General features: G+C 72.2%; 12 protein-coding genes. 4 read left to right on the top strand and 8 right to left on the bottom strand.

The window, feature by feature from the left end; all coding sequences use genetic code 11:
• Positions 1-83 precede the first annotated feature (83 nt).
• Positions 84-485, bottom strand: a complete 402-nt coding sequence (locus ABZY33_RS00455) for a VOC family protein (protein WP_356489186.1) — start codon at positions 483-485, stop codon at positions 84-86.
• A 44-nt stretch (positions 486-529) separates the two neighbouring features.
• On the bottom strand, positions 530-1,456 hold the full coding sequence (locus ABZY33_RS00460; protein WP_356489187.1) for an SMP-30/gluconolactonase/LRE family protein: 927 nt from the start codon (positions 1,454-1,456) through the stop codon (positions 530-532).
• A 101-nt stretch (positions 1,457-1,557) separates the two neighbouring features.
• Between ABZY33_RS00460 and ABZY33_RS00465 the strand changes: the two genes are divergently transcribed.
• Together ABZY33_RS00465 and ABZY33_RS00470 are read left to right on the top strand one after the other, a co-directional pair.
• A complete protein-coding gene (locus tag ABZY33_RS00465) occupies positions 1,558-1,953 on the top strand; it encodes a hypothetical protein (RefSeq protein WP_356489188.1) in 396 nt (131 codons plus the stop codon).
• Between the two features lie 2 nt (positions 1,954-1,955).
• A complete protein-coding gene (locus ABZY33_RS00470) occupies positions 1,956-4,424 on the top strand; it encodes a DUF4132 domain-containing protein (protein WP_356489189.1) in 2,469 nt (822 codons plus the stop codon).
• A gap of 61 nt (positions 4,425-4,485) precedes the next feature.
• Here the strand turns inward: ABZY33_RS00470 and ABZY33_RS00475 are convergent, their stop codons facing one another.
• The 5 genes from ABZY33_RS00475 to ABZY33_RS00495 form a co-directional block, all read right to left on the bottom strand.
• On the bottom strand, positions 4,486-5,262 hold the full coding sequence (locus ABZY33_RS00475) for a succinate dehydrogenase iron-sulfur subunit (RefSeq protein WP_356489190.1): 777 nt from the start codon (positions 5,260-5,262) through the stop codon (positions 4,486-4,488).
• Positions 5,262-7,016: a succinate dehydrogenase flavoprotein subunit gene (gene sdhA, locus ABZY33_RS00480; protein ID WP_356489191.1), complete on the bottom strand. Its 1,755-nt coding sequence runs from the start codon at positions 7,014-7,016 to the stop codon at positions 5,262-5,264. The genes ABZY33_RS00475 and sdhA overlap by 1 nt, the downstream gene beginning before the upstream one ends.
• 19 nt (positions 7,017-7,035) lie before the next feature.
• Positions 7,036-7,530 (bottom strand): succinate dehydrogenase hydrophobic membrane anchor subunit, encoded by a 495-nt coding sequence (locus ABZY33_RS00485; protein ID WP_356489192.1) that lies wholly within the window; start codon positions 7,528-7,530, stop codon positions 7,036-7,038.
• Between the two features lie 8 nt (positions 7,531-7,538).
• Positions 7,539-7,919, bottom strand: coding sequence for a succinate dehydrogenase, cytochrome b556 subunit (sdhC, locus tag ABZY33_RS00490; protein WP_356489193.1), 381 nt, complete (start codon positions 7,917-7,919; stop codon positions 7,539-7,541).
• A 173-nt stretch (positions 7,920-8,092) separates the two neighbouring features.
• Positions 8,093-8,650, bottom strand: coding sequence for a 2-oxo-4-hydroxy-4-carboxy-5-ureidoimidazoline decarboxylase (locus ABZY33_RS00495; protein WP_356489341.1), 558 nt, complete (start codon positions 8,648-8,650; stop codon positions 8,093-8,095).
• A 313-nt stretch (positions 8,651-8,963) separates the two neighbouring features.
• Here ABZY33_RS00495 and ABZY33_RS00500 point away from each other — a divergent pair, with 313 nt between their 5' ends.
• Positions 8,964-10,565 (top strand): glycoside hydrolase family 20 protein, encoded by a 1,602-nt coding sequence (locus tag ABZY33_RS00500; RefSeq protein ID WP_356489194.1) that lies wholly within the window; start codon positions 8,964-8,966, stop codon positions 10,563-10,565.
• A gap of 133 nt (positions 10,566-10,698) precedes the next feature.
• Entirely contained in the window at positions 10,699-11,211 is a 513-nt protein-coding gene (locus ABZY33_RS00505; protein WP_356489195.1) for a hypothetical protein, read from the top strand.
• 76 nt (positions 11,212-11,287) lie between these two features.
• Here the strand turns inward: ABZY33_RS00505 and ABZY33_RS00510 are convergent, their stop codons facing one another.
• Positions 11,288-13,834 carry an N-acetylmuramoyl-L-alanine amidase gene (locus ABZY33_RS00510; protein ID WP_356489196.1) on the bottom strand — a complete coding sequence of 849 codons (2,547 nt, stop codon included), beginning with the start codon at positions 13,832-13,834 and terminating at the stop codon, positions 11,288-11,290.
• Positions 13,835-13,878 lie beyond the last annotated feature (44 nt).

Genomic DNA, 13,878 nt, shown 5'->3' on the forward strand with positions numbered 1-13,878 from the left:
CTGTTTTTGAACGCGTTCAAGCGCGAGGTGTCGTACGTGACGGGCGTCTCGGGGCAAGGGGTGGGGAGAGGGCCGCGGAATGCTTAATTCCGGGCCAGCTCCGGGCGTTTGAGGTAGTCGGTGAAGCCGAGCACGTTGCCCCAGGGGTCCGCGATCTCGACCACGTAGCCGGTGGAGGTGGAGAAGGGCGGGTCCAGCGGCGCGATGCCCGCCGCCTCCAGGGAGCGGGCCACGGCGCGGGCGTCGGGCACCTCCAGCCAGAGCCGCGCCGCGGGCCACGGCGGCGGCCGGTGCCCGTAGCCGTCCTCCACGCGCAGCAGGAGGCCGGGCGTCTCCTTGCCGATCGCGAGCAGCGCGATCCCGGCCTCGTCCAGGCGGAACTTCACGGGCAGCCCGACGCGCTCGTAGAAGGCGACGGCCTCGGGCAGGTCGCCGACGGGGAGCAGGGCGTTGTCGAAGCCGAGGGTCTCAAGGGCTGGTGACATACCGTCAGATTAGCCATGAATCGTCCTGATCCCGGTACCTGCGGTCAGCGGTGGATGCGTGGCGCCCCGGTCACCGCCGTCATCAGGCAGTACAGCGAGGTGGTGGCGGTGAGGAACATGAGGTTGTTCTTGGCGCCGCCGAACGCGATGTTGGCGACGGGTTCGGGGGTGCGGAGCCGCCCGAGCAGGGTGCCGTCCGGGTCGTAACAGTGCACGCCGCCGTCCATGGCCGCCGCCCACAGACGCCCTCCGTCGTCGAAGCGGATGTTGTCGAACCGCCCGAGCCCCGGCGCCATCGCGGCGAACACCGTGCCCTCGCCGAGGGAGCCGTCCGCGCGGACGTCGTAGGCGCGCAGGACGCCCGCGCGGGTGTCGGAGACGAACAACCGGCGCTCGTCGGGGGAGAAGACCAGCCCGTTCGGCGCCCCGAGCCCGTCCGCGACGAGCCGCACCTCGCCGTCGGCCGGGTCGACGCGGTAGACGTTGTTGGCGCCGATCTCGGACTCCGCGCGGAACCCTTCGTAGTCGCTCGTGATCCCGAAGTCCGGGTCGGAGAACCACACGGAGCCGTCCGAGCGCACCACCGCGTCGTTCGGGCTGTTCAGCCGCTTGCCCTGCCAGCGGTCGGCGAGCACGGTGAGCCGCCCGTCGTGCTCGGTGCGGGTCACGCGCCGGTTGCCCTGCTCACAGCTGATCAGCCGGCCCTCGCGGTCCAGGGTGTTGCCGTTGACGTGCCCGGCGGGGGCACGGAAGACGCCGACGGCGCCGTTGGTCTCGTCCCAGCGCAGCAGGCGGTCGTTGGGGATGTCGCTCCAGATGAGCTGGCGCCAGGCCGGCAGGTAGAGCGGCCCTTCCGCCCAGCGGCTCTCGGAGTGCAACACCTGCATGCGGTCGTCGCCGCTCGCGCAGCGGCCGGTGCGGAAACGCTCGTCCAGGACCTCGTACGAGACGGGAACGGTCTGCGTGGGCATGGTCATCCTCCGGAAGCTGTCGTGGAACCGGAGGCCATCCTGTACCGCGGGGGCGGCGGGCGCCGGGTGCGTTGTCAGTGGCGGCCCGTAGCGTCGTCGGCATGGGAACGGTGACGTTCGTCGACGAGACGACATCAGGGGACAGGGGCACGGCCTTCGGGCTGGAGATCACCGAAGAGCGGCTCACCGCGCGTGAGTTGATCAGGCGGCGGGTCTTCCAGGAGGTCGCGGAGTTCCACGCGCGCTCGGCGCCGCAGGTCTTCCAGGGCCTGGTGCAGCCCGAGGACACGGAGCGCGTGCTGAACGGGTACGCGCTGCGCACTGCGCGCCGCATCGACCCGGAGGCGCAGACGCGGCGCGCGCTGGCCGCCTTCGCGGGCAACGGATTCCTCGTGCTGGTCGGCGACCGGCAGGTCACCGACCCCGACGAGGAGATCGAGCTGCCGCTCGGCGTCGAGGTGACCTTCCTCAAGCTCGTGCCGCTGGTGGGTGGCTGACCATGGACGAGCTGATCGACCCGGAGACCGTGCGCCGCCACGTGGCCGCGCGGGACGCCGTCGCGCTCGCCCGCGAGGCCCTGCGCGCGGCGCTGAACCCGGAGGGGTTCCGGGGGTATGTCTGGGGTCAGGTCGCCGCGGTGCTGGAGCCACTGGACCCCGCGCTGCGCGCCGCCGTCGCGGGCGAGCTGGGCCGGCTGTACACCGAGTCCTGCTCCGGCGAGCGGGTGCGGGTGGACGTACTGCGGCTGCTGCAGGAGGCGGGCGCCGGCCTGCCCGGTGATCCGCTGGCGGCCGGGCGGACCGCCGAGCTGGCCAAGCTCGGCCTGGAGGACTCCTTCTGGTGGGACAACGGCGTGGGGGCCGCCGCCGAGCACGAACTGGCCGCGGGCCGCTCCCTGCCCGCACCCGTCGTGGCGTTCCTGCGCCGCAGCGCCCTGGCCGCCTACCGGCGCAAGGAGCTGGTCGCCGCGGCCGCGAAACTGACCGACCCCGTGCTGAACGTGGGGGAGGAGTGGGCCGAGCGGGCCATGGCGCAGGCCCCCGCGGGGCCGTGGCGCGCGCTGCTCGCGCACGCCGCGACCGCCACGGCGGCCAGGCCCACAGCCGCGTGGGACAGGGCCGCGCGCGCCCTCGTCGAGCCGCTCGGCGCCGACGTCGTGCGGACGGCCGTGCTCGGCTGGCTCCCGCTCGTCGGCCGCCCCCGCACCTTCGCGTTCACCACCGCCCGGCACGGGCCCGACGCGAACCACACCTTCGACCCCTACAACGCCAACGCGCTGCGCGGCCTCACCTGGATCCTCGTCCTGCTCCCCGCGCACCCGGACACCGCCCGCGCGCTCGGGGCGCTCGTCGAGACCGCGCTGAAGAAGGTGCCGGGCCTCGGGCCGGTCAACCCGAAGGTGGCGAACGCGGGGGTGAACGCGCTGGCCCGCACCGACGGCGAGGCGGCCCTCGCCGAACTGGCCCGCCTGGCCGCCCGCGTCACGTACAAGGCCACCGTCAAACTCCTCGGGGCCGCCCTGGACACCCGCGCCGCGGCCCTCGGCCTGAGCCGCGAGGAGGTCGAGGAGCTGGCCGTGCCCGCCTACGGACTGACCGGGGCCGGCCACCGCGCGACACGGCTCGGGGACGCCACCGCCCTCCTGGAGATCCAGGGCGCCAGGGCCGTCCTGCGCTGGCGCTCGGCCACCGGCAAGGACCTCAAGTCCGTGCCCGCCGCCGTCAAGCGCGACCACCCCGGCGAGCTGAAAGAGCTGAAGGCCGCCGCCAAGGACATCGACAAGATGCTCGGCGCCCAGGTGGAGCGGCTCGACCGGCAGTTCCTCGCCCGCCGCACCTGGTCCTACGCCGCCTGGCGCGAGCGCTACCTGGACCACCCGCTCGTCGGCACGCTCGCCCGCCGCCTGCTGTGGACGGTCGACGGCACCCCGGCCGGCTACGCGGACGGCGCGCTGCGCACCCTCACCGACGACCCGGTCGAAGGCGGCACCGAGGTCGCCCTCTGGCACCCAGTCGGCCGTGCGCCCGCCGAGGTGCTCGCCTGGCGGGAGTGGCTGGAGCGGCACGCCGTCACCCAGCCCTTCAAGCAGGCCCACCGCGAGGTGTACCTGCTCACCGACGCCGAGCGGGCGACGGGCACGTACTCGAACCGGTTCGCGGCGCACATCGTCCGCCAGCACCAGTTCCACTCCCTGGCCGCGGTCCGCGGCTGGCGCAACAAGCTGCGCCTGTGCGTCGACGACGAGGCGCCGCCCGCCACCCGCGACCTCCCGCAGTGGGGGCTGCGCGCCGAGTACTGGATCGAGGGGGACGGCGAGGAGTACGGCGTCGACACCACCGAGTCGGGCAGCTACCTGCGGCTCCGCACCGACCAGGTCCGCTTCTATCCGATCGGCGCGCCGGAGAACTCGGCGCACTGCTACGGCGGCGAGTACCGCATGCGGCCGCGCGACGGCGCCGGGCCCGTCGAGCCGCTCCCGCTCACCGAGATCCCGCCGCTGGTCCTCTCCGAGATCCTGCGGGACGTCGACCTGTTCGTCGGCGTCGCCAGCGTCGGCAATGACCCGACGTGGCAGGACGGCGGCCCCGGCGGCCGGTTCCGCGCGTACTGGACGTCGTACGGCTTCGGCGAGCTGAACCAGAGCGCCGAGACGCGCCGCGTCCTGCTGGAGCGCCTCGTGCCGCGGCTGGCGATCGCCGACCGGTGCACGATCGAGGGCCGGTTCCTGCACGTCAAGGGCGAGCTGCGGACCTACAAGATCCACCTGGGTTCGGGGAACATCCTGATGACGCCCGACGAACAGTACCTGTGCATCGTCCCCAAGTCGGCCGCCACCCCCGCCGCGGGGACCGGCTACCTGCCCTACGAGGGCGACCGCACCCTCGCCGTCGTGCTCAGCAAGGCACTGCTGCTCGCCAGGGACACCGAGATCACCGACCCGACGATCCTCAGCCAGATACGCCGCTGAAACGGCCGCGGGCCCCGCTCCACCAGGGAGCGGGGCCCGCGGACGGCGGCCGACCGGAAGGTCAGTAGCGGCGCGTGATCAGCGCGCGCTTCACTTCCTGGATCGCCTTGGTGACCTCGATGCCACGCGGGCAGGCGTCCGTGCAGTTGAAGGTGGTGCGGCAGCGCCACACCCCGTCACGGTCGTTGAGGATCTCCAGACGCTGCTCCCCGGCCTCGTCACGCGAGTCGAAGATGAAGCGGTGGGCGTTGACGATCGCGGCCGGACCGAAGTACTGGCCGTCGTTCCAGAACACCGGGCACGACGACGTGCACGCCGCGCACAGGATGCACTTGGTCGTGTCGTCGAAGCGCTCGCGGTCCTCGGCGGACTGCAGCCGCTCACGCGTCGGCTCGTTGCCCGTCGTGACGAGGAACGGCATGACGTCGCGGTACGCCTGGAAGAACGGGTCCATGTCCACGACCAGGTCCTTCAGGACCGTCAGGCCCTTGATGGCCTCGACCGTGATCGGCTTCTGCGGGTTGATGTCCTTGATGAGCGTCTTGCAGGCAAGGCGGTTCTTGCCGTTGATACGCATCGCGTCGGACCCGCAGATGCCGTGCGCGCAGGAGCGGCGGAAGGTCAGCGACCCGTCCTGCTCCCACTTGATCTTGTGCAGCGCGTCGAGGACACGCTCCTTCGGGTCGATCTCCAGCTGGAAGTCGACCCAGCTCGCCTCCGCCGAGATCTCCGGGTTGAACCGGCGGATCCGGAAGGTGACGGTGATGTACGGGGAGTCGGCGAAGCCGGGCTCGGCCGTGCCGGCCGCCTCCGCCTTGTCCATGATCGGGGTTGCCATCAGTACTTACGCTCCATCGGCTGGTAGCGGGTCTGGACGACCGGCTTGTAGTCCAGACGGATGGACTCGGAGCCGTCGTCGCCGACCTCGCGGTACGCCATGGTGTGGCGCATGAAGTTGACGTCGTCGCGGTTCGGGAAGTCCTCGCGGTAGTGGCCGCCGCGGGACTCCTTGCGGGCCAGCGCGGAGGTCGCCATGACCTCGGCCAGGTCGAGCAGGTTGCCCAGCTCGATGGCCTCCAGGAGGTCGGTGTTGAACCGCTTGCCCTTGTCCTGGATCGAGACGTTCAGGTAACGCTCGCGCAGCTCGGCGATCTTCTCGACCGCCGTCTTGATCGTCTGCTCGGTGCGGAACACCATCACGTTGGCGTCCATGCACTCCTGCAGCTCGTTGCGGAGCACCGAGACGCGCTCGGTGCCCGTCGCGTTGCGAAGGCGCTCGACCTGCGCCTCGACCAGCGACGCCGGGTTCTCGGGAAGCTCCAGGAACTTCGCCGTGTGGGAGTACTCGGCGGCGGCGATGCCCGCTCGCTTGCCGAAGACGTTGATGTCCAGCAGCGAGTTCGTGCCGAGGCGGTTGGCGCCGTGCACGGAGACGCAGGCGACCTCACCCGCGGCGTACAGGCCCGGGACGACGGTGGTGTTGTCCGCGAGGACCTCACCGGCGACGTTGGTCGGGATGCCGCCCATGGCGTAGTGCGCGGTCGGCTGGATCGGGATCGGGTCCGTGTAGGGCTCGATGCCGAGGTAGGTCCGCGCGAACTCGGTGATGTCCGGGAGCTTGGCGTCGAGCTGCTCCGGCGGCAGGTGCGTGAGGTCGAGGTAGACGTGGTCGCCCTCGGGACCGCAGCCGCGGCCCTCACGGATCTCCGTGTAGATGGAGCGCGAGACGACGTCACGGGACGCGAGGTCCTTCATGACCGGCGCGTACTTCTCCATGAAGCGCTCGCCGTCCTTGTTGCGGAGGATGCCGCCCTCACCGCGGGCGCCCTCCGTGAGAAGGATGCCCATGCGCCAGATGCCGGTCGGGTGGAACTGGAAGAACTCCATGTCCTCCAGCGGGATCCCGCGCCGGTAGCAGGCGGCCTGGCCGTCGCCGGTCAGGGTGTGCGCGTTCGACGTCACCTTGAAGAACTTGCCGGTGCCGCCGGAGGCGTAGATGACCGACTTCGCCTGGAAGACGTGGATCTCACCGGTCGCCAGCTCGTAGGCGACGACACCGGCGGACTTCTTGACGCCGTCCTCCTCGACGATGAGCTGGTCCAGGACGTAGAACTCGTTGAAGAACTCCACGCCCTCCTTGACGCAGTTCTGGTAGAGCGTCTGGAGGATCATGTGGCCCGTGCGGTCCGCGGCGTAGCAGGACCGGCGGACCGGCGCCTCGCCGTGGTTGCGGGAGTGGCCGCCGAAGCGGCGCTGGTCGATGGTGCCGTCCGGGGTGCGGTTGAACGGCAGGCCCATCTTCTCCAGGTCGAGGACCGAGTCGATGGCCTCCTTCGCCAGGATCTCGGCGGCGTCCTGGTCGACCAGGTAGTCGCCGCCCTTGATCGTGTCGAAGGTGTGCCACTCCCAGTTGTCCTCCTCCACGTTGGCCAGCGCGGCGGCCATGCCGCCCTGCGCGGCGCCCGTGTGGGAGCGGGTGGGGTAGAGCTTGGTCAGCACGGCGGTGCGGCTGCGCTTGGTCGACTCGATGGCCGCGCGCATGCCCGCGCCACCGGCGCCGACGATGACGGTGTCGTACTTGTGAATCTTCACGGGTTCGCTCGCCTCGGCTTTAACGGATGTTCGGGTCGAAGGTGAAGATCACCAGCGTGCCGAGGAGGACAGTGAAGACTGTCGCGGCATAGAGGAGACCCTTCAACCACAGGCGGGTCTGGGGGCGCTCGGCGTAGTCGTTGATGACCGTGCGCAGGCCGTTGGCGCCGTGCAGCATCGCGAGCCACAGCATCAGCAGGTCCCAGCCCTGCCAGAACGGGGACGCCCAGCGGCCCGCGACGAACGCGAAGCCGATCTTGGAGACGCCGCCGTCGAGGACGAGCTGGATCAGCAGGTGGCCGAGGACGAGGACGACCAGGACGACGCCGGACAGGCGCATGAACAACCAGGCGGCCATCTCGAAGTTGCCGCGGCTGCCCTTGCCGGTCTTCGAGGTGCGCTTGCGCGGCGCCTCGATGAACGGGGCCGGGTTGTCGGCGTCGTAGCGCGAGGCGCCCTCGACGGGCCCGACGCCGGACGTGCCGTCCGTCTTGGTGAGGGTGGTGTCAGACATCTCTGGCCTCAGCTCCCGAAGAGTTCGCGGACGGCGTGGCCGAGGACGGGGTAGAGCGCCCCGATCATCAGGACGATCCAGATGCCCACGACGGTCCAGAGCATCTGCTTCTGGTAGCGGGGGCCCTTCGACCAGAAGTCGACGGCGATGACCCGCAGGCCGTTGAGCGCGTGGAAGAGGATGGCAGCGACGAGGCCGTACTCAAGGAGCGCGACGATCGGCGTCTTGTAAGTGGAAACGACGTCGTCGTACGACTCCGGGGAGACGCGGACGAGAGAGGTGTCCAGCACATGTACGAACAGGAAGAAGAAAATGAGGACACCGGTGACTCGATGAGCCACCCACGACCACATGCCTTCCCGGCCGCGGTACAGCGTTCCAGCCGGCACGGAAGAACCCTCCGGGAGCGGGGACTAGGGCCGCGCCGCCACGCCGCCAGGCAGTTTTGGATGCAGCGGTGTCGGTCGGGCCAGCCGGGTACGGTCCACCGGCCGCTCGTCATCGTATCGACGAGTTGTCGGCTCGTTCGCGCGGGGGCCCACCGGTGTGATCAAACAGGCAATCAAACAGGCACGTACGGGCTATCGCCCACGCTCTCCTGGCGTGCGGCGCCCGGTGCGCCGGGGCGCGGGGCGGGCAGGGCGCGGACGAGGCGGGTGATCCGGCCCCGGGCGAGTCGGCGCAGCTCCTCCGCGGCGACCACGCGCTCCTCCTCCGGGTCGTTGCCGAGGCGGTCGCGCAACCCGCTGAGCAGCTGGTCCAGCTCCTCGCCGGGGGCCACGTCGTCCAGGCAGATCACGAAGGAGTGCCCGAAGCGGCTCTCGTACGCGCTGTGCGCCGCGGCCAGCGCGGTGAACGCCGCCGAGTAGGCGGCCGCGCCCGGCACGGACGGCAGCTCCTCGCAGGCCAGGGCCTCGGTGACGGCGCCGGCGGGAAGGTCGTACGCCGCCTCGTCGGCCGCGGCGAGCAGGGCGTCGAGGTCCGGGTAGGGGCGGTGCGCGGTGAGCCGGCGCGCCCAGGCGCGGCTGGCGCAGCAGGCGTACAGGGCGTCCTCGGCGGCGTCGCGACCCAGCGCGTTGAAGTGGGCGAGCCCCCCGGGCGAGGCGGTCGTGGCCGGTATGGGCCGGCGGCCGGGGACGTGACGGGCGCGGTGCGCGGACAGCGGGTGCCTCCGGCTGGACGGGTGGGGGGGGAGTGTGTGGGGCGTGTGCGCGGGGCGCGTGGTGGTGCCGTAACGCTATCCGTGGCTGATTGCGGGTGTCCGACGGATGCGCGAATTTCACCCGGACGGGAGAGTTTGGCGCCGCGGGGTGGACGGGGACGCCGGTGGACGCCGCCCGGGCCGACGCGTCGTGGCCGGTCGCGCAGGTCCCCCCGCCCCCGGGGGGCGGCGGTTACGGTCGGCGGGGACGTGATCGTGAGCGGAGGCGCGTGTGGAGCGGGATCGGAAGGCGCTGTTGGCCGGTGGCGCGGCCGTCGTGGCGGGGGCCGTGGTGGCCGCGGTCGTGCTCTGGCCGGACGGGGGCGGCGGCTCCTCGGGCCGGGCCCCCTCGGACGGCAGGACCGGCGCGTCGAAGGTGTCGCCGTCGCCCTCGCCCAGCCGCTCGTACCCGCTGTCCACGCCCCCGCGGACGATCCCGGCGGTGCGTGACTTCACCCCGGCGCACGGCCCCGGCTGGAGGCCCGGCGGCGGCCGGGTCGTCGTCCGGGACAAGGGCCTGGCCGACGAGGGGCGGCTGATCGCCGGCGAGCTGGGGCTCACCTATGGGGGCGAGGACGCCGAGGCGGGTCCCGGCGACGTCGAACTGGCGCTCGGCGGCGCGCGCCGCGCGGACCAGGAGTCGTACCGGATGACCGTCCAGGGCGGGACCGTCCGGATCGTCGGGCCGAGCGAGGCCGGTGTGTTCTACGGCACGCGCACCCTGAAGCAGGAGGCGCACGGCGGCGCCACCGTGCCCGAGGGCGTGGTCGCGGACGAGCCGGCGAAGCCGCAGCGCGGGTTCATGATCGACATCGCGCGCAAGCACTTCACCTTCGACTGGATCAAGGACCGCGTCCGGGAGATCGGGGACCTGAAGTTCAACCAGCTGGGGCTGCACTTCTCCGACGACCAGTCCTTCCGGATCGAGTCCGACACGCACCCGGAGGTCGTCTCCGCCGAGCACCTGACCAAGGCGCAGGTGAAGGAGATCCTGGCGCTCGCCGCCGAGCGGCACGTGACGGTCGTGCCCGAGATCGACTCCCCGGGCCACCTCGGCGCCGTCATCGACGCCCACCCCGACCTCCAGCTGCGGGACGTGAACGGCGCCGCGCGGCGCGGCACTGTGGACATCTCCAAGCCGGGCGCCGCGAAGATCGTGGACGATCTGCTCAAGGAGTACGCAACGCTCTTCGAAGGCGCGTACTGGCATCTGGGCGCCGACGAATACCAGGCGCTGACGGTCAAGGACCCGCAGGCTTCCTACCCGCAGCTCGCCGCCGCGGCGCGCCGCGCGCACGGGCCGGACGCCCGGGTGCAGGACCTCGCCCAGTCCTGGCTCAACGACCGGGCGAAGACCATGGCCCCCTACGACCGCAGGCTCAAGGCGTGGAACGACGGGTTCTACGCGGGCGGCACCGTCGAGGCCGACAAGAAGCTGGAGGTCGCCTACTGGACCGGCAAGGAGATCGGGGCCCGCGAACCGGTCTCGTACCTGAGCGCCGGACGGAAGCTGACCAACTACAACGACGAGTTCCTGTACTACGTCCTCGGCCAGCCCAACACCTTCACGTACCCGACCGGCCGGCGCATCTACGAGAGCTGGACGCCGCGCGTCGTGCGCGGGACCTCGCCGGTGCCCGCGAAGTACGACGGGCAGATCCTCGGCGGCACCTTCGCCGTCTGGTGCGACCTCGCGCAGGCGCAGACCCAGGCCCAGGTGGCGCGGGGCGTGCGGATGCCGCTGCGGGCGACGGCGCAGAAGCTCTGGGACCCGGGGAAGCCGGAGCTGAGCTGGCCGCGGTTCGTCGCACTGGCCGACCGGCTGCAGAGCTGACCGGCCGACGCGCCGGGCCGGCCGTCCCCGACCGGTCACGGGACCCGAACAGTTGGCGCATTCGGTGGCCAGGGCCCGGGCCGCTGTGGTCTATTCGGCCCAGCCGCGAAGAGACCGGAACGGAGGCACGGAGATGGGCTACTGGGGCTACTACGTGGTGGCCAGGACCGGGCGTCCGCTGACGGAGTTCGACGCGCTGGACGGAGTGCGCGAGGAGCTCACGCTCCTGGAGGAGCGGGCCGGGCAGTGGCAGGTGTGGGAGTGCCCCGGCGGCAGCGGCGACCGCACGCGCGACATCGGCAGCATGAACGCCCTCGCGGCGCAGACCGGCGCGCCCGCCCTGTTCGCGTACGTCATGGACAGCAGGTGCGCGGTCATCGAGGCGGCGGCGCCGGACAGCGGGACGTGGACGGCCTGTCTGGGGCGCGCCGCGGCGGCCACCTTCATCGGCGGGGACGAGCGGGCCCTGGAGGACTACTTCCTGCCGCCGCGGGACGCGGCGGAGCGGGCCGTCACCTGGGCCGCGGAGGGCGGCCTCACGCGCGTGGCGAAGCCGCTCGCCGACGTGCTGGCGGCGCCGGCCGAGCCGTCGGCGGAGGAGCTGTTCTTCCGCTTCCTCGACCGGCTCGGCGTGATCGCGCGCTGAGGCGCTGCCCCCGTGACGTGGGTGCGGGCCGTGCGAGCGTCCGGCCCCCACGGCCCGCACCCACCTCGACCGGGAGCTACGGCGCCAGGTTGGTGCCCAGGCGCGCCGCCGCCGGCGTGCCGAGCGTGGCGTTGTTGAACGTCGTGGTCGACGTCAGCCCGAGGCCCGAGGAATTGCTCGGCACGTACATCAGGGTGCCGTTGCCCGCGTCCTCGCCCGCCGTGCCGATGACCAGGTCGGCGCGGCCGAAGCCGGAGAAGTCGCCGAGGGCGACCGCCGTGCCGAGGTTGTCGTTCGTCTCGGTCGCGCCCGGGACGCCGGAGGTGTCCTGGGTGATGGCGGTCGAGCCGGTGCCGGTCGGCCCGCTCGACGTGCCCTTCAGGAGCAGCGTCGTACCCGCGTCGGCCTGGTTCGAGGTGCGGGTGATGTCCTCGTTCGGGGCGCCGGTCAGGATGTCCGCGTACCCGTCGAGGTCGTAGTCGCCGACCGCGACCGACCAGCCCATCGCGTCGCCGGACTCGCCGGCGCCGGGCACGCCGGACGTGTCCTGGCTGATCGACTTGGCGCCCGTCGAGGTCAGGCCGCTGCCGGCCACGCCCTTGACGAAGGTGACCTGGCCACCCGCGGCCGCGCCGGACTCGGCGACGTAGGGCTGGCCGACGGCGATGTCGTCGACGCCGTCGCCGTTGATGTCACCCGCGGCGATGGAGCGGCCGCCCTTGACGGTCAGCGTGGCCGCCTTGCGCAGGCCGCTCGCACCGCCCTGGTACCAGGTGACGCGGCCGATGCCGGTGGCGTCGCGGTAGTTGAGGGCGACGTCCGCGTAGCCGTCCTGGTTGAAGTCGCCGGCCGCGGCGTCCGCGTAGGCCAGGTCCCCCTCGCCGGTGGTGATGGTGGAGTCGCTGTCCCAGCCGTCGCCGTAGCGGGCCATCCAGGTGCCGCCGAGGCCGGTGGAGGCGGCGAACACGTCGGCCGTGCCGTCCGCGTTGAAGTCGCCGACCGCCACGGCCGAGCCGAACCGGGCGCCGGTCAGGTCGTAGCTCGCGTCCATGTTGATGCCGATGCCGGTCGTGAAGGCCGGTCCGTACACGACCGTGGCCGCGCCGCGGTCCTTGTGGCCCGAGGTGTCGTCCTCGCCGGGCTGGCCGACGACGAGGTCCATGTACCCGTCGCCGTTGATGTCACCGGTCGCGGTGGCCGCGCCGAACTCGTCGCCGGACTCGGCCGCGCCGGGCACGTCCCCGGCCTGCGAGACGAGCTTCTTGCCGGTCGCGCCCGGCCCCGAGAGGGTGCCGGGGACGACGGCGACCTGGCCGCCGTCCGCGCCGCGGGGCACGCCCGCGACGATGTCGGCGGTGGCGTCGCCCGTGACGTTCTGCGAGACGAGGGCGTGCGAGATGCCCGGGGCCGCGGCGAGCGTGCGGATGCGGGAGAGCTTCGGGTACAGGTTCGCGCCCGGGCACAGCGTGGCGTTGGTGTCCTTGTGGCCGAAGACGCGGGGCAGCGTGATGGTCTTGCCCAGGGCGACCTTGTTGCCGTCGACGTTCAGGTCACCGTTGGACGTCAGGGTGACGTTGCTGGTCGCCTTGATGCCGTACTGGCCGAACTTCCAGGCCGCCACGCGGGCGATGGCGTCGAGCGCGGCCTTGGTGGGCTTGGCCGACTCGAAGTTGCCGATGTAGGAGATGCCGACCGTGTCCGTGTTGAACCCGTAGTCGTGGGCGCCGTGCACCGGCAGGTCCATGCCGCCGGTGCGGCCCTCGAAGATCTGGCCGCAGCGGTCGACGACGAAGTTGTAGCCGATGTCGTAGTAGCCCTTGGCGACGTGCTCCTGCTGGATCTGGCGCAGCCGCTCGGCGGACTTGGCGCAGGGGACCTGGTTGTCCACGTCGACGCCGGTGTGGTGGACGACGGCGGCCTTGATCTCCGTGTCGTAGGTCGGCGTCCCGTCGTGGCTGAGGCCGGGGCCCCAGACCGACTGCGGGATGATGACCGGCTTGACGACCGTCGACGGCCGCGGCTCCGGGGGCGTCTCGCTCGGCGTGGGCGACGGGCTGCCCGGGTCGGTGGTGGCCGGCGCGGACGGCGAGCCGGCTCCGTCACCGTCGGGCGGGGTGGTCTGCGGTGCGTCGGGCGAGGGGGCGCCGGACGGCAGGTCCGCGCTGTACGCGGCCGACTTGGCGAGCTGCGCGGCGGTGGGCCCGGTGCCGGGGTCGATCAGCTTGACGTCCATGCCGGCGGGCAGGTCGGAGGCGGTGCCGTCGGCGGCGACCACGCGGACCTCGACGCCGTCGGAGTCGTCCTCGGTCGGCACCGACGCGGTACCGCCCCGGATCGCGGCGCGCTCGGCGCCGTCGGCGTCGTTCGTCTCCTTCGGCAGGGCCGTCCAGGCGCCCCAGGTGCCGCTGGCGGCGTCCCGTGCGCGGAACTGGGCCGTGCCGTCGATCTGGGCGCGGGGATCCTTCCACGTCACCGTGACGGCGCTGAACGTCTTGGTGGAGGTCCGGGCCACGACCTTGCGGTCGCCCTTCGTCTCCATCTTCACCGTGTGGACCGCGGCGGCCCGGCGCTCGGCGCCCTGCGCCGGAGCGGCCTGGCCGGCGGCCATGGCGTACGTCGTCATGCCGGCCCCGCCGAGCACGACCGCACCCACCGTGAGCCACGCCC

Origin of the sequence: Streptomyces sp. NPDC006552, from assembly GCF_040611655.1 — a bacterium.
Taxonomy (GTDB): Bacteria; Actinomycetota; Actinomycetes; order Streptomycetales; family Streptomycetaceae; genus Streptomyces.

Excerpts from the sequence above, each read along its gene's own strand:
- ABZY33_RS00475 (WP_356489190.1), bottom strand. The coding sequence starts at position 5,262 with ATGGCAACCCCGATCATGGACAAGGCGGAGGCGGCCGGCACGGCCGAG.
- ABZY33_RS00465 (WP_356489188.1), top strand. The coding sequence starts at position 1,558 with ATGGGAACGGTGACGTTCGTCGACGAGACGACATCAGGGGACAGGGGC.
- ABZY33_RS00505 (WP_356489195.1), top strand. The coding sequence starts at position 10,699 with ATGGGCTACTGGGGCTACTACGTGGTGGCCAGGACCGGGCGTCCGCTG.
- ABZY33_RS00510 (WP_356489196.1), bottom strand. The coding sequence starts at position 13,834 with ATGACGACGTACGCCATGGCCGCCGGCCAGGCCGCTCCGGCGCAGGGC.
- ABZY33_RS00460 (WP_356489187.1), bottom strand. The coding sequence starts at position 1,456 with ATGCCCACGCAGACCGTTCCCGTCTCGTACGAGGTCCTGGACGAGCGT.
- ABZY33_RS00485 (WP_356489192.1), bottom strand. The coding sequence starts at position 7,530 with ATGTCTGACACCACCCTCACCAAGACGGACGGCACGTCCGGCGTCGGG.
- ABZY33_RS00470 (WP_356489189.1), top strand. The coding sequence starts at position 1,956 with ATGGACGAGCTGATCGACCCGGAGACCGTGCGCCGCCACGTGGCCGCG.
- ABZY33_RS00455 (WP_356489186.1), bottom strand. The coding sequence starts at position 485 with ATGTCACCAGCCCTTGAGACCCTCGGCTTCGACAACGCCCTGCTCCCC.